At 60.7% G+C, this 16,634-nt stretch carries 17 protein-coding genes; 2 read left to right on the forward strand and 15 right to left on the reverse strand.

Features of this window, described 5'->3' with window-relative positions; genetic code table 11:
* Positions 1–31 precede the first annotated feature (31 nt).
* Positions 32–730 (reverse strand): heme exporter protein CcmB, encoded by a 699-nt coding sequence (ccmB, locus tag AAE484_RS12725; RefSeq protein ID WP_341938781.1) that lies wholly within the window; start codon positions 728–730, stop codon positions 32–34.
* Complete coding sequence (gene ccmA, locus AAE484_RS12730; protein WP_341938782.1) at positions 714–1,394, reverse strand: cytochrome c biogenesis heme-transporting ATPase CcmA; 681 nt, start codon at positions 1,392–1,394, stop codon at positions 714–716. The genes ccmB and ccmA overlap by 17 nt, the downstream gene beginning before the upstream one ends.
* Positions 1,395–1,528: 134 nt before the next feature.
* Between ccmA and fliK the strand changes: the two genes are divergently transcribed.
* Both fliK and AAE484_RS12740 read left to right on the forward strand, forming a co-directional pair.
* Positions 1,529–3,070, forward strand: a complete 1,542-nt coding sequence (gene fliK / locus AAE484_RS12735) for a flagellar hook-length control protein FliK (RefSeq protein WP_341938783.1) — start codon at positions 1,529–1,531, stop codon at positions 3,068–3,070.
* Entirely contained in the window at positions 3,067–3,360 is a 294-nt protein-coding gene (locus tag AAE484_RS12740) for an EscU/YscU/HrcU family type III secretion system export apparatus switch protein (RefSeq protein WP_341938784.1), read from the forward strand. The genes fliK and AAE484_RS12740 overlap by 4 nt, the downstream gene beginning before the upstream one ends.
* On the opposite strand, the gene AAE484_RS12745 is transcribed toward AAE484_RS12740, so the two are convergent.
* The 13 genes from AAE484_RS12745 to AAE484_RS12805 form a co-directional block, all read right to left on the reverse strand.
* The gene (locus AAE484_RS12745) at positions 3,357–4,064 is read right to left on the reverse strand and encodes a hypothetical protein (RefSeq protein ID WP_341938785.1); all 708 of its coding nucleotides are present in this window, start codon (positions 4,062–4,064) and stop codon (positions 3,357–3,359) included. The two genes, AAE484_RS12740 and AAE484_RS12745, sit on opposite strands and share 4 nt — an antisense overlap.
* The gene (locus AAE484_RS12750; protein WP_341938786.1) at positions 4,049–4,570 is read right to left on the reverse strand and encodes a DUF2878 domain-containing protein; all 522 of its coding nucleotides are present in this window, start codon (positions 4,568–4,570) and stop codon (positions 4,049–4,051) included. Before AAE484_RS12750 ends, AAE484_RS12745 begins: the two co-directional genes overlap by 16 nt.
* A 3-nt stretch (positions 4,571–4,573) precedes the next feature.
* Positions 4,574–5,842 carry a cyclopropane-fatty-acyl-phospholipid synthase family protein gene (locus AAE484_RS12755; protein WP_341938787.1) on the reverse strand — a complete coding sequence of 423 codons (1,269 nt, stop codon included), beginning with the start codon at positions 5,840–5,842 and terminating at the stop codon, positions 4,574–4,576.
* A gap of 2 nt (positions 5,843–5,844) precedes the next feature.
* Positions 5,845–6,633, reverse strand: coding sequence for a DUF1365 domain-containing protein (locus tag AAE484_RS12760; RefSeq protein WP_341938788.1), 789 nt, complete (start codon positions 6,631–6,633; stop codon positions 5,845–5,847).
* Complete coding sequence (locus AAE484_RS12765) at positions 6,633–7,910, reverse strand: NAD(P)/FAD-dependent oxidoreductase (RefSeq protein WP_341938789.1); 1,278 nt, start codon at positions 7,908–7,910, stop codon at positions 6,633–6,635. The genes AAE484_RS12760 and AAE484_RS12765 overlap by 1 nt, the downstream gene beginning before the upstream one ends.
* Positions 7,907–8,671 (reverse strand): SDR family NAD(P)-dependent oxidoreductase, encoded by a 765-nt coding sequence (locus AAE484_RS12770; protein ID WP_341938790.1) that lies wholly within the window; start codon positions 8,669–8,671, stop codon positions 7,907–7,909. The genes AAE484_RS12765 and AAE484_RS12770 overlap by 4 nt, the downstream gene beginning before the upstream one ends.
* On the reverse strand, positions 8,658–10,100 hold the full coding sequence (gene phrB / locus AAE484_RS12775; RefSeq protein WP_341938791.1) for a deoxyribodipyrimidine photo-lyase: 1,443 nt from the start codon (positions 10,098–10,100) through the stop codon (positions 8,658–8,660). Before phrB ends, AAE484_RS12770 begins: the two co-directional genes overlap by 14 nt.
* Positions 10,101–10,106: 6 nt before the next feature.
* A complete protein-coding gene (locus tag AAE484_RS12780; protein ID WP_341938792.1) occupies positions 10,107–10,547 on the reverse strand; it encodes a nuclear transport factor 2 family protein in 441 nt (146 codons plus the stop codon).
* The gene (locus AAE484_RS12785) at positions 10,547–11,518 is read right to left on the reverse strand and encodes a MerR family transcriptional regulator (RefSeq protein ID WP_341938793.1); all 972 of its coding nucleotides are present in this window, start codon (positions 11,516–11,518) and stop codon (positions 10,547–10,549) included. The genes AAE484_RS12780 and AAE484_RS12785 overlap by 1 nt, the downstream gene beginning before the upstream one ends.
* Entirely contained in the window at positions 11,502–12,467 is a 966-nt protein-coding gene (locus tag AAE484_RS12790) for a YbgA family protein (protein WP_341938794.1), read from the reverse strand. Before AAE484_RS12790 ends, AAE484_RS12785 begins: the two co-directional genes overlap by 17 nt.
* Positions 12,468–12,834: 367 nt before the next feature.
* Positions 12,835–13,809: an HTH-type transcriptional regulator CysB gene (gene cysB, locus AAE484_RS12795; protein WP_341938795.1), complete on the reverse strand. Its 975-nt coding sequence runs from the start codon at positions 13,807–13,809 to the stop codon at positions 12,835–12,837.
* Between the two features lie 223 nt (positions 13,810–14,032).
* Positions 14,033–14,938, reverse strand: coding sequence for a 5'-nucleotidase (locus AAE484_RS12800; RefSeq protein ID WP_341938796.1), 906 nt, complete (start codon positions 14,936–14,938; stop codon positions 14,033–14,035).
* 23 nt (positions 14,939–14,961) lie between these two features.
* The gene (locus tag AAE484_RS12805) at positions 14,962–16,563 is read right to left on the reverse strand and encodes a BCCT family transporter (RefSeq protein ID WP_341938797.1); all 1,602 of its coding nucleotides are present in this window, start codon (positions 16,561–16,563) and stop codon (positions 14,962–14,964) included.
* Positions 16,564–16,634: the final 71 nt, after the last annotated feature.

Genomic DNA, 16,634 nt, shown 5'->3' on the forward strand with positions numbered 1-16,634 from the left:
CTCGAGTCAATCAGTCTTCAGGCAGTTTTTTTCAGTAACTGTCCACGCAAATTCGCAGGGCTGCCGCGGCCGCCAGAGGCGCAAGCATCAATGCCAGCGCGGAAAAAACGCCCAGTACCGCCAGCTGGCCTCCCACGGCTGAGCCCAGGGCCGCATTGCTCACCGCGCTGGCGCCAAAAATCAGCACCGGAACATAAAGCGGCATCACAATCAGGGACAGCAACAGCCCGCCCCGGCGCAGGGACACGGTCAGCGCCGCGCCCACAGCACCCACCAGACTCATGGTGGCGGTCCCCAACAACAATGACACACACAATGCCACAAAACCATCGGCCGGCAGTGCCAGCATCACGCCCAGCACCGGCGCCAGCAGCGTCAGGGGCAGGCCGGTAACCAGCCAGTGAGCCAGCACCTTGGCCAGCACGGTAAAATACAGCAACTGGGGGCTGACCAGCATCTGTTCCAGGGCGCCATCGTCAAAGTCCGAGCGGAACAGGCCATCCAGCGACAGCAGTGTCGCCAGCAGCGCCATCACCCAGAGCAGCCCCGGTGCCAGCAGCGCCAGCAACTCCCGCTCCGGGCTTACCCCCAAAGGAATCAGGGTAATGGCAATCAGAAAGAAAACCAGCGGGTTCACCCAGTCGCCCGGGTTGCGCCCGGAGAGTAACAGGTCCCGCCGCAGCGTTGCTCCAAAGGCACCGGGAGATGACGAATTATGAGGTCGGGACATGATCGCCCTCCCCGGCCTCGTCTATGAAAGGGTCAACCGGAGGATAGTCGCGCAGGTTCAGCCGGCGCAGCCCCGGCAGCCGAACCTCCTGGTGGGAGGTCAGGATGACGGCACCTCCGGCTGCGGCCTGAGCCTGCAGGCGCTCCTCCAGGGCCGCGACGCCGCTCTGGTCAATCGCGGTGAAAGGCTCATCCAGAATCCAGAGCGGTGCGGTCGACAGGTACAGGCGCGCGAGCGCCACCCGGCGCAATTGTCCGGCCGATAGCTGAAAACAGGGAATGTCTTCGTAGCCTTCCAGCCCGACCTGGGCCAGAGCGGCCCGACCCTCATCGCGCTGGCTGCCGCCGCTCAGGGCACGGTACCAGTCGAGGTTCTCGAGCGGCGTCAGGGCCGCCTTGACGCCGGGCGAGTGGCCAATATAGAGCAGCGCCTGGCGATACGCCCAGCGCGCCCGGCTCATCGGCTCATCGCGCCAGAACAGGCGCCCGCGAGCGGGCTCACTGACACCCGCCAGTGCCCGCAACAGCGTGGTCTTACCGGAGCCATTGGGGCCCAGCACCTGCACCAGGTCACCACCGTGCAAGGACAGATCGAGACCGCTGAACAGCGGGCGCTCATCGCGCTCGCAGCTCAGTTGTTCGAGCCTGAGAAGAAGCTCCGCCAAAATAACGCCGCCGTTCGCCTGAGCCGCCCATAGGCCTGTGGGCACGGGGCGGCTATACTGAGGGGGAACTTATTCGAGAGAATAAACCCTGAGAATGCATCAATCGGACGCGATTATAGCGAGACTGAGAGGCTATGGCCATAAAACTGCCTGACACCACTGCCGGCCTGCTCCGGCCCGTGCAGGAGGCGCGCGCCGAGCGCGCGGGAACCCTGGGGCAGTTGGTGGCGCTCGGGATCAACCGTACCGGAACCCGCGAAGCGCAAGTTCAGTCTGTCGCCCCGGCCAACAACGAGCAGCGCCAGCAGTTATTCAACCGCCTGCTGGATGCGCTGATACCGCTACAGGGCAAGCCCGACAGCCCGCAAAAGCAGGAACAGCTGGCACGGCTGAGTGAGGAGCGCCTGCTGTTGAACTCGCCCCTGCTCAAGCTGGTCCGTCTGCAGATTCAGAATCAGTCCCTTACCACCTATACCGACCGCCCGCTCAAGCCCGGCGACACCGTGCAGGTGTACCTGAAAAACAACCAGCTCTGGCAACTGGCGCCCGGCACCCGTTCGGCCTCATCGGGTGCGGGTGAGTCGACAGCCCGCTTTGCCAGTGAAAGCTCGGCCGCCCAGGCACTGGCCGCCCGCCTCCAGGCGGCGGCCGGAGGCCGGGGCGAAACACTACAGGAGAGCCTGAAAACGCAACTGGTTCAGACGCTGCGCTCGGTCATGCCACTGAAAGACAAGCCGGACCTGGCGCTTGCCCTGCCCCTGATCGAGCAGCTGTCCTCGCCCCAGCAGCGCCAGCTGTTCTCCACCGACCTGCAGCAGGCACTGCGCCAGGCCGCCCGACAATTGCGTCAGCCGGAGATGGTGACCCAGCCGGCGAACCTGCAGCGGACAATCGCCAACAGCGGTCTTCAACTGGAGCACAAGCTCGCTCAGGCCGCTCAAACGGGACGCGATTCCGGCGAGGCGAACCAACAGCGCCAGAGCGAGGCGGTCAGTCGGGCACTGACCGGCGACTGGAAAGCCGCGCTGCTCAAAGTACTGACCCAGGTCAAAACCGAATTGAATCAAATGGGCCAGTCACCCGAGCTCAAGCCCGGTGCGCCCGCCAACCTGGGGACACTATTGGCGGAGCTCGCCAACCGGCCCGCGCCCGAACTGAACGATCGGGCCCTGCGCAGCCAGTTGATGCAGCTGTTGCACCAGCAGACGCTGCACAGTATTGCCCGGGTCCAGTTTCAGCAGCTCAGTGGCCTGAGCCACCAGTTGAGTCAGGGCGAGACCGCCCAGCCCACGCAATCCTGGTCACTGGAGATTCCGTTGCGCCTGGGCCAGGAGGTTCAGCCGCTGTTTATGCAGATTGATGAACAGTGGGCGTCGTCGGATGAGGACGGGAAAAAGGGGGCGGGAAAAGTTCGCCAGTGGCAGGTTCTGCTGACCTTTGAGCTTCCCGAGGCGGGCACCTTTCATGCCCAGATTACCGTGCGTGACCCGCAGGTGGCCGCCCGGCTCTGGGCAGAGCAGCCGGACACCGCCGAGGCTGTGCGCAAGCGCCTGGCACAGTTGCATCAACGTCTGGAAGAAGAGGGATTGGAGGTGACCCGTCTGGAATGCCACTACGGCGCCCCACCCCGGCGCAAAACCGACATTCACTATTCTCTGGTGGACATCACCACATGAGCAACGATTTTACCCAGGAAGAGCTGGACAAGGCGGTCGCCCTTTTCTATGACGGCACCCACGCGCCCCATGTGAGCGCGACGGGTCAGGGCGACGTTGCGCGCGAAATCATCGCCATCGCGGAGGCTGAAGGCGTGCCGCTGTGCGACAACCGGGAGCTGGTGGAGTTGTTGGTGACGCTGGAGCTGGGCGATGAAATTCCCGAGAGCCTTTACCGCGCGGTGGCTCACATCATCGCCTTCGCCTACGAGCTGCAGGGCAAAAAGCCAGCAGGCTTCGGCGGTATTTAATCAGAATAAGTGTAGCGAATCTCTACATCCCAACTATCGCCATCCGCGGCGGGTAGATTGGAACGTCCGCGAAACACCATCAAGCGTTTAGTGTCGCGTTCGTAGGCCAGGTAAAGGCTGTCCGCAAACAGCGACATCAGGGCGCTGTCCACCCTTATCTGGAACCAGACCCAGTCCTCACCGTCCTGCTCGATGGGAGAGTCGCCCCGCTCGATATGCACGGCTCGGAGGCGAACGTTGGTCAGGCGGTTGGGGAAGGCAAAGTGAAAGGTCACCCGCTTGCCATCCATGAGCTTGTCCCACTCCAGTTGCACAAAGGCGTCAAAACCGGCATCGATCACCTGCGGGTCTTCGGCCGATACTGTGTCAGTCTCGGGATCGTCCTTTGGACCCTTCGATAACTTGAGTGAGCCGTCTTCCAGGGTGACCGACCAGTGCCGGTCCCCTCTTTCGTCGATCAGTTCGTAATCCGGTTTCGTATTCCCCGCGCTGTAGTCCAGTGTTTTGGTTGCCAGGCGTTCGCCCTCCGGCGATTCATAGTGCACTTCGCCCCGGTCATTGTCGTCCACCGGGGTGTAGCGCTCGACATACAACAGCTGTTCGATGTCATCGACATTGTAGGCTTTGCCCTCAATCTCGTAGTCCTCGGCACTGGCCGACGCCAAGGCCCCGAGCAATACCAGTCCGATCAGTCGAGTGAACATAGCTTGTCTCCCTGAATTACCAGAAAACGATGCAGCGGCAACAACCAGACCCAGATCGCCATCAGGATCAGAAACCCGTGAATCGGCGAAATGACCCACTGCACATCCGAAAGCGTCACGCCGCCAAAATAAGCCATGGGTCCGCCGAACAGGCTCATCAGGGCGAGCACCCAGGGCCGCTGATAAAACCAACGCAACGAGTGGTTGAAGGTGAGCGCCAACAGGACCCAGAGGCAGGTCAACCAGAAGGGTGCCAGGCCGGTACTGGTCTCCGCCGAGTAATCCAGCACCCCGGCATAGGCCAGCAAATTGTCGTGGGCGACTCCAAGCGGCAAGGCGATGCAGATTGAAAGCCAATCGAGCCGATGGAAGGGAGCAAACCGGAAATGCAGGACGGCGGCCACGAGGGTGTAGGCAACGCCGGCCCAGGTTCCAAGGAGCACGCACACAAACCATCCGGTCTGAAAGGCAATGGCATTGATCACTACGTAGCGTGAAATCCGCATGAATCAACGCCACTCCGGCCGGTACTTGGGTTTGGCAAACAACAACTGGGCGGTACCAATGCTGCGCTCGATAAAGCCGCCCTCGCAATAGCACAGGTAGTACTCCCACATGCGGATGAAACGCTCATCAAACTGCATGTCACGCACCTCATCCAGCTTGGCCTCAAAGGCCAGGCGCCAGTCGTGCAGAGTTCGGGCGTAGTGCTGTCCGATATCTTCCATGTGCAGCATATTCATGTCGGTGACCCGGCGCACCAGGTCGGTCATCAACGCCACGGAGGGCAGCGAACCGCCCGGAAAGATATAGCGCTGAATAAAATCCACATGGGTGCGTGAGCGCTCATAGCGCTGGTCGGCAATGGTGATTGCCTGAAGGAGCATCAGGCCGTCGTCGGTCAGCAGCTTCGAGCAGCGGTCGAAGTACTCCATGAAATGTTCATGCCCGACCGCCTCGATCATCTCCACCGAGACCAGCTTGGTATATTGTCCGGTCAGATCCCGGTAGTCATCAAACAACAGGGTGATCTTGTCTTCGAGCCCCGCGTCAGCCACTTTGGCCCGGGCCTCCACCCACTGGGCGCGGGAAATGGTGGTGGTGGTCACTCGGCAGCCATAGTGCCGGGCGGCATAAATGGCCAGACCGCCCCACCCTGTTCCGATTTCCAGCAGATGGTCCTCCGGAGTGAGCTGCAACTTCTCGCAGATTGTCTGTAGTTTGAACGCGGCCGCCTCTTCCAGGTCGGCATCGGGCCGGGGGTAAATCGCCGAGGAGTACATCATGCTCGAATCGAGAAAGAGCTTGAAAAAATCATTGCCCAGATCGTAATGGGCGGCGATATTGCGCCGGGCGCCCTCTTTGGAGTTGCGATTGAACCGGTGGAAAAATTTCAGCATCAACCGCCCCAGGAAGGACTGGCTGGAATCCATCGCATCGAGCGCATTGATGTTGCGCACAAAAATACGGGTCACCTGAGTGAGGTTGGGAGTGGACCAGTAACCACTCATATAGGCCTCACCCGCGCCCACCGCACCGCCAAACGCCACTTCGGCGTAGGCAATCGGATCGTGCACGTGCAGGTCGGCGACCAACTCCGCTTGGTCAGCGGGCTGGCCAAACTCGTAACGTTCATCGCCTTCATGCACACGCAGACAGCCTTCGCGCATGTGGCTCAGGGATTTGAGAATCAGGCGCTTGGCCAGGGAGTGATTCCAGCGCAGGCCGGCCTGTCGATGTCCCTTGGTTCGCGCAATACTGGAGCTGGATTGAGTCACGACTACCTCCTGGATACCAGCGTAATGCGGGTGTTCAGTGTTTTGGATTCGGGCGCTTTTGAGTGCGGGTAAACCGGCACCCGTTTGAGCCAGAGTTTGAGGGCCTGCCAGTAGATGGCAGCGGGAATCTTGGCCGTAAGCCAGGGCGTGCGCCACAGAACGCGGGTCAGCCTGGACGCTTGCCATTCCAGGCGTTCCAGGCTGAGCGTCGCGTCCATATGGCATTCACCGTCGCGGTGATTTTCCATGTGCACCAGCAGTTTGTCGGAAGGCGCCGTGCTCACCCAGCGGTACTGCATGTCCATCGGGTTGAAGGGTGAAACATGCATCTCCTTGGCAAATGCCAGACGACTCTTTCCCGTGGCGGGATTGCAGGGAATCACATAGCAGTGGCGCTCGTCCCAGGGCGTGTTGTTCACCTGGGCCAGAATGACACTGGGGTATTCGGATTCCGGCTCGAAGCAGTAATACAACGTGACCGGGTTGAAACACATCCCCCAGAGGCGCAGGTTGGTCAGCATACGGATCGGTCCCTGCGGGCAAGTGCCCTTCTGCCGGGTCACTTCCGCCCGCACCGCATCGCGCAAATCCGGAGTCTCGGGGTCCAGGTAGTCGGCCCGGCGAAACCACCCCAGGTTGCGACGATTCCAGGACCAGCCGCGAATGCCCTCAAACAGCCCGGGCAGCTCGTCCAGGTCCAGATAGAACAGGGTCGATTGATAGCGAAATTCGTGCGCTTTGGGCACAAACCGACGGTGACGGACCCAGCCCTGATAGATGGCGCTGTGCATCAGAACTCCTCCCCCAGGGCGGCGGCGACACGCAGCCCCGACACCACGCCATCTTCGTGAAAACCATTGCGCCAATAGGCACCACAGTAGTGAGTATTCTGTCGGCCACTGATGTCATCCCAGCGTTGCTGGGCGGCAATGCTCTCCCGGTTGAAGACCGGATGGCTGTACTGGTAGCGACCCAGGATCTTGCTCTCATCCAACCATGGCGTGGCGTTGACGCTGACGCAGAGCGTCTTGGGCGCTCGCAGGCGCTGGAGAATATTCATGTTGTAGGTCAGCACAGCCTGTTCGCTGTCGCGCTCGGTGAGCCAGTAGTTCCAGCTGGCCCAGGCGCGTCTGGCCTCCGGCAGAACGCTTTCATCGGTATGCAGGGTCACATCGTTCTGCTGGTAGGGGATCGCGCCCAGGACCTCGCTTTCGTGCTGGCTGGGGTCGGCCAGCAGCTTCAGGGCCTGGTCACTGTGGCAGGCGAAAATCACCTCATCAAAGCTCTGTTCACCGAATTTCTCAGTGGTGACCAGCGCACCCTTTTCCAGCCGCTTCACTCGGGTCACCGGGCAGTCGGTGTAGATATCCTCCTGAAAGTCGCGCGTCAGGGGCGCGAGGTAGCTGTGGGAGCCGCCCTTGATGGTGTACCACTGAGGCTGGTTGGTGACCGTCAGCAGGCCATGGTTGTGAAAAAAGCGGACAAAAAACAACAATGGCATCTGAGCCGCGCCGGGCAATCCCGAGGACCAGATGGCCGACACCATGGGAAGAATATAGTGGCGCTGGAAAAAGGCGCTGTACCCCTGGTTGTGCAGGTAGTCCCCGAGTGTCAGGTCGGGGTCGACACTGTCCTGCTCGAAATCGCGGGTACAGGCCTTGTTGAAGCGGATTATCTCCCTGAGCATCCCCCAATGGGCCGGGCTGAACAGGTTGCGGCGCTGGGCGAAAATGCCATTGAAGCCGGAGCCGCTGTACTCGTAAGCATGATCGGGCCCGGTCACACTGAAGCCCATGTCGGTCAACTGGCTGGGCACGCCCAGCCGGGACATCAGTTTGATGAAGTTGGGGTAGGTCCGGTCGTTAAACACAATAAAGCCGGTGTCGACATCGTATCGACGCCCCTCCAGCTCCACGGGCCTGGTTGCGGTGTGGCCGCCGATCTGCGGGCCGGCTTCAAACACGGTGACCCGGTGACGTCGGGACAGTAAATGCGCGGCGGTCAGCCCGCTGATTCCCGAGCCTATGACGGCGATATTTTTGCTTTCGGATTGGTTTTTGGCGTTCAATTGTTCACCATCTTTTTCAAAAGTGCGGTTTGCCAGCCCAGAGGCAACCAGCTGATCAGGTGCATGATCCACACCAGTTGCCAGGGGAATTGGACAGTCAATTTGCGTTTGTCCATTCCTCGCGCGATATGACCGGAGGCCTGCTCGGCGTCGATCAGAAAGGGCATTTCAAAGTCGTTGCGGTCGGTCAGCGGCGTTTTGACAAATCCGGGCCGCACCAACGTGACGTCGATGCGCTCGGCGGCGAGATCGACCCGGAGCGAATTCATCAAATACTCCATGGCCGCTTTGGAAGCGCCGTAGGCTTCGCTGCGCGTCAGCGGTAGCACCGCTGCCATACTGCCAACCCCCACCACCTGCGCCCGGTTGGGCGAGCGGCGCAGCATGGGCAGCGCCAGCTCCAGTGTGTTGGCGCTACCGAGCACGTTGATATTCATTACCGGCTCGAACAGCCCGGCATCAAAGTGTCTGGTATCGATGTATTCACAGGTGCCGGCGTTGAGCACCACCGCGTCCAGGTGATCGTTAATGGCCATCATGGCCTCACGGGCACTGTCTAGCCCCTGCCGGTCTGTCAGATCGACCGGGAGAACATGACAGTTGTCGGGAAAATCGTCGGCGATCGACTGGAGTTTCTCGCGGCTGCGGGCCGTAATCACTACCTGCCGCCCCTCGCCCAGCAGCCGGCGCGCCAGTGCCTCGCCAATCCCGCTGGAGGCTCCGGTGATCCAGACCCAATCGGCCCTATCATGCGTCATCATTTGGCCCCTGATTCAGTTGTTTGAACAATTCAATGGTTTCCTTGCGACTGGCTTTGAGATCCACCATGGGCCTGGGATAGCCCGCCACCGGCGGTGGCCGGTGAACCTGCTTGCGTGGCAAATCCTTTAGCTCCGGTACATATTTACGGATGAAGGTGCCCTCCGGATCAAAGCGCTCCGACTGAGTTACCGGGTTGAAAATGCGGAAATAGGGCGCGGCGTCGGTACCGGTTGAGGCGCTCCACTGCCAGCCCCCGTTGTTGGCGGCGAAATCACCATCAATCAGCTGGGACATGAACCAGGCTTCGCCCAGGCGCCAGTCGATGCGCAGGTTCTTGGTCAGGAACATGGCCACCACCATGCGCAGCCGGTTGTGCATCCAGCCGGTTTGCGCCAGCTGGCGCATGGCCGCATCCACAATCGGAATGCCGGTACGGCCCCGTCGCCAGTCATTCAGATCGTCTTCATCCCAGCGCCAGGGAAAGGCCTCGGTGTGGCGCTGCAGCGCCTTGTGCTTGCACACCTCGGGAAAATCCACACTCACGTGCTGATAAAAATCCCGCCACACCAGCTCTCCGATCCAGGTTTCGGCGCCCGGGTTGCCTCCGTCCCACTGCCCGCGGTTGGCGCGCAGAGCGGCATTCAGGCACTGACGCGGCGACAGGCTGCCCACCGCCAGGTAGGGAGACAGCTCCGAGGTGCCGGCCAGAGCGGGAAAGTCCCGGTCCTGCTGGTAGCGGTGGATCCGCTCCTCGGTAAAGTCAGCCAGGCGCTGCAGAGCTTCTTCCTCCCCCGCCGGCCAGAGTTCGGACAGATCCCGAAGGGCCGTCTGGTCAAACAGTTTGTTCAGGGGCACACCGGCATCGTGCACCCGCGCGGTGTCCTCAGGCTGAACCGGAGGAGCGGGATGGGGGTCCATGGGCCGCTCACTGGCCAGTTGCAGCCAGCGCCGTTTGAAGGCGGTAAACACTTTGTAGGGTTCCCCCTGGCCGTTGCGAACGTGGCCGGGCGGGAGAATGACCCGGTCGTGAAACCGTTTGAAATGCATCCCGCTGTCCTGAAACAGATCGGCCACGGCCCGGTCCCGGTTGAGTTCGTCCAGCGGGTATTCGGCATTGAAGTAAATGCCGTCGCAGTTCTCCCGGCGCGCGAGGCTGAGCAGTTTGTCGGGTATGCCCATGGCCTTGTGCTCTCGCAACAGCACCAGAGGAATATTCAGCTCCGCCAGTTCGGCCGACAGCAACGTCAGGTGCCGACGGATAAAATCCAGCCTGGCCGGCGCCATGACATGGCGCTGGACAAATTCCTCGCACAGCACATAAACCGCCACCACGCCCTGCCCCGTCTGTGACGCGTGGAACAGAGCGGGGTTGTCGCGCAGGCGCAGATCATTGCGCAGCCAGACCAGTGTTCGGTTGTGCGTGTTCATTGAAACTTATCCAAGCCTCCGTTTAATGGTGTGAATTACAGAACCGAGCACCGGCAGATGCTCGTACAGCATGGCGCCCGCATCGAAGTAATCGCGATGGTAGAGCACCCGCTCGCCAAATTTCAGGTGACTGGAGCCGGCCAGTGTCAGCAATTTACCCCGGCGCAGCTTACGATGCCTGTATTGCATGTGCCAAAACAGCACGGCCTGATCGGGCTCATCCCCCGCTCCCGACTGCTCAATCACATCGGTAAATTCAAACCGGCACTCATCCAGGCCGCGCACCAGGCGGGAAAAGTAGCGGCGCAGCTCTATCAGCCCCTGTATCCGGTGCAGCGGATCTTCAAAAACCACATCAATATCATAGATCTGATCGAGGGCGCTGATCAGGGCGGGGTCAAAGCGCTCATACAGGCTCATGACCTGATGCATCAGGGATTGGGTCATTATTCGGATACTCCAGAGCCGGGGAATAACGGATCTTCGGCCCTGGTGCGGACATCCGTCGTGTTGAGTGCACGGAGAATATCGCGATGAGTCTGCCCCAGGCAGTGAGGGTGCTCGCTGGGCGAGCATAAAGCCGTCATGCGGCCCGCAAGCCAGACCGGCACCTGCAAACGCTGCTCGACTTCACCCCGCTGCTGTTCCAGATAACGCGTTGGCGCGCCATCCGAATACAGGATCAACGCCTCGGAGCCCAGCTGTTCTACCGCAAACACCCACTCTGACTGAGGGACAGGGCCGAAAAAATCCACTCGGTTGCTATTTACGGCCAGGCTGTAGGCAAGGATCATAGGCAGAACCGAATCTGTCTCCCGACTGACATCCATCAACAGGAGTCGAGGGTTTTTGTGGCTTATGTTTGCCGCCTGCAGCCGGTGCAGCGCCGAGGCAAAATAGGCCTCCAGGTGGGCCTCCAGAAAGGCCAGCCGGGTGGCCATTCCATAGTCCGCCCGCTGTTGCTGCAGCGGTACCCGGAGTGCCTGCAGCTGCGGCTCCAGCAGTTGGTCCACCACAATATCCGTCGGGTAGAGCGAGCCGACTTCCGCCAGTAACGAGTCCAGGGACTGGCCCTGCAGCGACCCCACCGCGGCCTGCAGGCGCCGGGCAAACGCTTCCCAGGGGCCGTCTTCCGGCACCGACTCCAGTCCGCTCTCGGGAGCGGGCCGGCCCAGCAGCGCCTTGACCTGACTGACCGCCACACCCCGCGCAAGCCAGCTCTGGATTTCCTCGACCCGCGCAACGTCCTCGGGCCGATACAAGCGATGGCCCTTGTCGGTCCGCAACGGCTTGAGCAGCCCGTAGCGACGCTCCCAGGCGCGCAGAGTGACCGAATTCACTCCGGTCACCCGGGAAACCTCCCGGATGGGAACGGCGGACGCCAGCTCGGCTGAGTCAGGTTCAGTCGACGTTGGCATTGCGCAACCCCAGCTTTTCCGGGTGTGGCGACCAGAAGGTCTGCTTCTGGAGATAGGGATTGTCCACTTTCAGCAGATAGTGCTTGAGCAGGGTCAGCGGCACGACCAAGGGCACCTCTTTGAGCCGGTAGGATTCAATCACCCGGGACAGTTCGTCCTGTTCATCTGCATCCAGCAGCCCGCGCAGGTAACCGCGCAGGTGCATTATGGCGTTGGTATTGCCCTTACGGGTCGCCCGGTGTCCCAGTGCCGCCATGAACTCGCGCAGAAATTCGTCGCGCAACTCGTGAATGTCGCGCGAGCCCGCTTGCGCGACCAGTCGGCCGAGGCTTTTGTAGCTGGGTACGTGATGTGCCATCACCTGGTATTTGTAGCGGGAGTAAAAATCCACCAGACGGGCCGGCGTGGGCTCAAAGGCGACCGATTGGTTCCAGTCCCAGTAGGCGAATACCCGGGTGATGAAGTTATCCCGCAGCCCCGGATCGGTCAGCCTTCCGGCCTCTTCCACCGGCAGCAGCGGATGCAGCTCCATCAGTCGCTGGGCATAGGCGCCCTGCCCTTCGCTGTCGAGCGGATGATCATTCTCGCCGTAGCGCTTCATCCGGAAGGCGCCGCAGCTGGGAGAGTTCTGCATCAGGACATAGCCACAGATATCGGGCATTGCCGCCACGGCCTTGTCGGCCTCGGCGGCCAAGGCTTCGGTCACATCCAGACTGGGGTCGGCCACACCGCGCACGCGGGTGCCCTTGTCGGTGGCGACCAGGCGGATGGGTTTGCGCGGAATGCCCAGGCCAATGGCGACCTCGGGGCAGACGGGCCGGTAGTCGAAGTACCGGCTCATGACGTCGGTGAGGAAGCGGTTGCGTTTGTGTCCCCCATCGAACCGCACGGGCTCGCCCAGCAGGCATTCGCTGATTCCGACGGGTATTTTCTGAGAACCGGTGTCCATAACAAACCTTGTACAAGTTGGTGAGCGTTGTATAAGTATTAGCTCAGAGCCTTGTACAAAGCAAGTGGTTTTGTATAAGTTTTGTTAATGGCGGAGAGGGATTGCGGCGGATGCGCCTTAGGCTTATCCGCCCTACGGGATCGCAATGGTGGGTTCTACGGGGTACGGAGGACCGATCTGGGGTAAGGTCTTCCCGGACCGTCACCGACAGGATGTCGGTGGAGAGGCCCCGTGGACGCCCCACATGGATGTGGGAAGTGTCCCGAAGCGCCGGGAGCGCGAAGGGGACCGGGTTCACGCCGTGTCCGGGAACAGCCTACCCCTGAGCGGGCCGGGCGTGACGCAACCCCCCGCCCCAATCACCGCTTCAATAAGACGGCAACTCAAGGTGCTGGAAGAGCTCCTCCAGCTCCGCGCGGGAGTGGCGGTTGTAGGCCTCGTCGATCACATCTTTGGTCAGATGGGGGGCGAAACGCTCGATGAAATCGTACATGAAGCCGCGCAGGAACGTGCCCCGGCGGAAGCCGATCTTGGTGACACTGCTCTCGAACAGATGGCTCGCATCCAGCGCCACCAGATCCGTGTCCTGGCGCTCGTCGTAGGCCATCTTGGCGATGATACCGATGCCCAGCCCGAGGCGGACATAGGTCTTGATCACATCCGCATCCGCCGCCGTGAACACCACCTTGGGCGCCAGACCGCGATTGATGAAGGCCTCGTCCAGCTTGGAGCGGCCGGTAAAACCGAACACGTAAGTCACAATCGGGTGCTTGGCCACCTCCTCCAGCGTCAGATGCTGAAGTTGCGCCAGAGGATGATCGCGGGGCACCACAATGCAGCGGTTCCAGCGGTAACAGGGCATCATCACCAGATCACTGAACAGCTCCATCGCCTCAGTGGCAATGGCAAAGTCCACCGTGCCGTCGGCCGCCATTTCCGAAATCTGCATGGGCGTGCCCTGGTGCATGTGCAGGGAGACATCCGGATACTGCTCGATGAAGGGCCCGATAACGGAAGGCAGCGCATAGCGCGCCTGGGTGTGCGTAGTGGCCAGGGACAGACTGCCCTTGCGCTCGTTACTGAACTCCTGGGCCACCTGCTTGATACTGTCGACCTTGCGCAGAATCTCTCCGGCGGTCTTCAGAATGGCCTCACCGGCCGGCGTGATGCGGGTGAGATGCTTGCCGCTGCGGGAGAATATCTCAACACCGAGCTCGTCTTCCAACAGTCGGATCTGCTTGCTGATCCCCGGCTGGGACGTGTACAGGCTCTGAGCGGTGGCAGAGACGTTGAGATCGTGGTGCGCCACTTCCCAGATATAACGCAGTTGTTGCAGCTTCATATTGCCCTCCGGACGGCCCCTTGCGGCAGGCCATTGCAAACCACCGACATATCCAACGGCCTGAAGGATGGTGTTATTAAAATTACGGTAATTATTCCTCTGCAGAATAGAGGCTTGCCAGGCAAATTTCCAGCCCTGACAGCACATTTTTGCCGCTTGCTATAACTTTAGACTATATAACGACAGATGTCAGGCTACCGTCAGACCTCATTGTTCGCGACTTTCAAGATCCATTGTTTGCGACCCCATGAGGCACATGGCCGGTGGCCACATGCTCACTGGCCGAGACGCAGTGCTGTTGCTGGTCATCAAAGAACACATCGGCGCCATAGGCCTTTAGGAATTCTCCCTTGGGCAGCCCGCCCAGAAACAGGGATTCGTCAATCCGCACATTCCAGGCCCGCAGGGTACGGATCACCCGCTCATGGGCCGGCGCCGAACGGGCGGTGACCAGTGCGGTGCGGATCGGGCAGCGGGATTCGGTGAACTCGCTCTGCAGGCCCTGCAGCGCCGACAAAAAGGCCTTGAAGGGTCCGCCGGTCAGCGGGGTTTTGGCCGACGCCCGCTCGCTCTCGGTGAAGGCGCTCAGCCCCTGGCTCTTGAACACCTGCTCGGCTTCGTCCGAGAAAAGCACGGCATCCCCGTCAAAGGCGAAGCGCAACTCTTCCTCGTGTTCGGATTTATTCTTGGCGGCGACCAGCGTGGCGGCGGCCACGCCCTGGTTCAGGGCTTGGCGGACATCTTCGCCATCCGTGGACAAAAACAGATGGCAACCAAAGGCCGAGACATAGCGATAAGGGCTGCTGCCACTGCAGAAGGCGGCGCGGGTGATGTTCAGGCCGTAGTGTTCGATGGAGTTGAACACCCGCAGCCCGGTATCGGCACTGTTGCGCGACAGCAGGATCACCTCGACCCGTGGGTCCCCTTCCAGGCTCTCGTTCAGGTGCAACAGCTTCTGCACCATGGGAAAGGCGTCGCCGGGTTTGAGGACTTCGTCCTCACGCTCGATCTGGTACTGGGCGTAGGCTTCCAGCCCGTCGTTCACGAACACCTCGTGACTCTCGTCCAGGTTGAACAGCGCCCGGGACGAGATGGCGATCACCAGTTTGTTGCCAAAGCCTTTGGGCATAGGGTTGTGTGTCCCGCTGTCGGTTAGGGTTGCTGGTCTTTGCGCTCATGGGGCATGGAACCCATGGGACTCAAAGGCGGTGCCTCGCCCTCGGCCAGGTCTTTCAGGGAATACCCCAGATAGTCAGCGTGCAGCGCGCGGGTCAAGGATACCGCCATGAAGACCAGCAGTACACAGAACGGGAAACCCAGGGCGGTAATCACATTCTGCAATGCCTGGAGCCCGCCGCCGAGCAACAGGGTCGCGGCCACCAGTCCCAACAGCACGGTCCAGAACACACGCTGAACGGTGCGTGATGGCTGGTCGTCCTTGCGCGAAAGCAGATCAACCACCAGCGCCGCCGAGTCGACCGAGGTGGTGAGAAACACAACAATCACCACCACCGCCAGCGCTGAGATGGCGCCTGCCCAGGGAAACTGTTCCAGAAAACTGAACAGCGCCACCGATACATCCTCCTGAACCTGCTCCGAGATAGCGACGCCCTGATTCAGTTCCAGGTCGATGGCGGCCAGGCCGAAGACCGAGAACCAGACCACGGTGAAAATCAGGGGCGAGCCCAGGGCGCCGAACACAAACTGTCGGATGGTGCGTCCCTTGGAGATGCGGGCGATGAAAATGCCCACATAGGGAGCCCAGGAAATGGTCCAGGCGAAATAGAAGACCGTCCAGGTGCGCTGCCAGTTGCCTTCGTTATAGGCCTCGGTCCAGAACGCCAGCCAGGCCAGATTATCCAGGTAAGCCCCGATATTCTGAACGGTGCCGGAGACGATAAACAGCGTGGGCCCCGCCACCGCCACAAACAGCAGAATAACCAGTGCCAGAGCGATGTTGAACTCCGAGAGTCGCTTGATGCCCTTATCCAGCCCCAGGGCGACCGAGACGGAAGCGACAAAAGTAATGGCGGCGACAATGAACATCTGCGACACCTGGTTGACCGGCAGACCAAACAGGTAGTTCATGCCACTGTTGAGCTGCATGGTCCCCAGCCCCACCGAGACGGCGACACCAAACAGCGTACCCAGTAGCGCAATGATATCGATGGTCCAGCCAATGGGGCCGTAAATGCGGTTGCCCAGCACCGAGTAGAACACGCTGCTGATGCGCATGGGCAGGCCCTGGCGATAGGTGAAGTAGCCGATGGCCAGCGCCGGCAGGGTGAAAATGGTCCAGGTATGCAGCCCGTAGTGAAACAGCGAGATGGTCATCGCCAGCCGTGCTGCATCCTTGGTGCCACCCTCCACTTCCGGCAGCGGGGGCGAAGCGAAGTGATACATGGGCTCGGCCACGCCCCAGAACATCAGGATCGTGCCAATACCCGCCGCGAACAGCATGCAGAACCAGGTGGTGGTAGCGTACTCGGGGCCCTCGTCATCGGGCCCCAGGCGGATTTTCCCGTAGCGGCTCGAGGCGACCCAGATCAGAAACAGCAACAGACCACTGACACTGAGTACATAAAACCAGCCGAAATTGGAGAAAGTGAAGCCGCCGAGCGTATCAAAAAACGCGGCGAACTCCTCATTGAAGGGAATGGCAAAGCCGACGAACAGGACAACGATTGCAACGGAAATGAAAAAGATCTGGGGAATCGCGCTCAGCCCCAACTTTTGCCCCAATTTCTCGAACATCTGGTGCTCCTTCTGGCGGCGCCGCCGGTGTGGCGACGCCTTATCTTATTAGGATCATCATTATTATTCAA

Source organism: Marinimicrobium sp. C2-29 (assembly GCF_038419845.1).
Taxonomy (GTDB): Bacteria; Pseudomonadota; Gammaproteobacteria; order Pseudomonadales; family Cellvibrionaceae; genus Marinimicrobium.

What these genes read in the sequence shown, in the direction of transcription:
- AAE484_RS12790 (WP_341938794.1), bottom strand. Translation starts at nt 12,467, where the DNA reads ATGGACACCGGTTCTCAGAAAATACCCGTCGGAATCAGCGAATGCCTG.
- fliK (WP_341938783.1), top strand. Translation starts at nt 1,529, where the DNA reads ATGGCCATAAAACTGCCTGACACCACTGCCGGCCTGCTCCGGCCCGTG.
- AAE484_RS12770 (WP_341938790.1), bottom strand. Translation starts at nt 8,671, where the DNA reads ATGATGACGCATGATAGGGCCGATTGGGTCTGGATCACCGGAGCCTCC.
- AAE484_RS12750 (WP_341938786.1), bottom strand. Translation starts at nt 4,570, where the DNA reads ATGCGGATTTCACGCTACGTAGTGATCAATGCCATTGCCTTTCAGACC.
- ccmB (WP_341938781.1), bottom strand. Translation starts at nt 730, where the DNA reads ATGTCCCGACCTCATAATTCGTCATCTCCCGGTGCCTTTGGAGCAACG.
- AAE484_RS12780 (WP_341938792.1), bottom strand. Translation starts at nt 10,547, where the DNA reads ATGACCCAATCCCTGATGCATCAGGTCATGAGCCTGTATGAGCGCTTT.
- AAE484_RS12785 (WP_341938793.1), bottom strand. Translation starts at nt 11,518, where the DNA reads ATGCCAACGTCGACTGAACCTGACTCAGCCGAGCTGGCGTCCGCCGTT.
- AAE484_RS12740 (WP_341938784.1), top strand. Translation starts at nt 3,067, where the DNA reads ATGAGCAACGATTTTACCCAGGAAGAGCTGGACAAGGCGGTCGCCCTT.
- AAE484_RS12805 (WP_341938797.1), bottom strand. Translation starts at nt 16,563, where the DNA reads ATGTTCGAGAAATTGGGGCAAAAGTTGGGGCTGAGCGCGATTCCCCAG.
- AAE484_RS12745 (WP_341938785.1), bottom strand. Translation starts at nt 4,064, where the DNA reads ATGTTCACTCGACTGATCGGACTGGTATTGCTCGGGGCCTTGGCGTCG.
- AAE484_RS12800 (WP_341938796.1), bottom strand. Translation starts at nt 14,938, where the DNA reads ATGCCCAAAGGCTTTGGCAACAAACTGGTGATCGCCATCTCGTCCCGG.
- cysB (WP_341938795.1), bottom strand. Translation starts at nt 13,809, where the DNA reads ATGAAGCTGCAACAACTGCGTTATATCTGGGAAGTGGCGCACCACGAT.
- AAE484_RS12760 (WP_341938788.1), bottom strand. Translation starts at nt 6,633, where the DNA reads ATGCACAGCGCCATCTATCAGGGCTGGGTCCGTCACCGTCGGTTTGTG.
- phrB (WP_341938791.1), bottom strand. Translation starts at nt 10,100, where the DNA reads ATGAACACGCACAACCGAACACTGGTCTGGCTGCGCAATGATCTGCGC.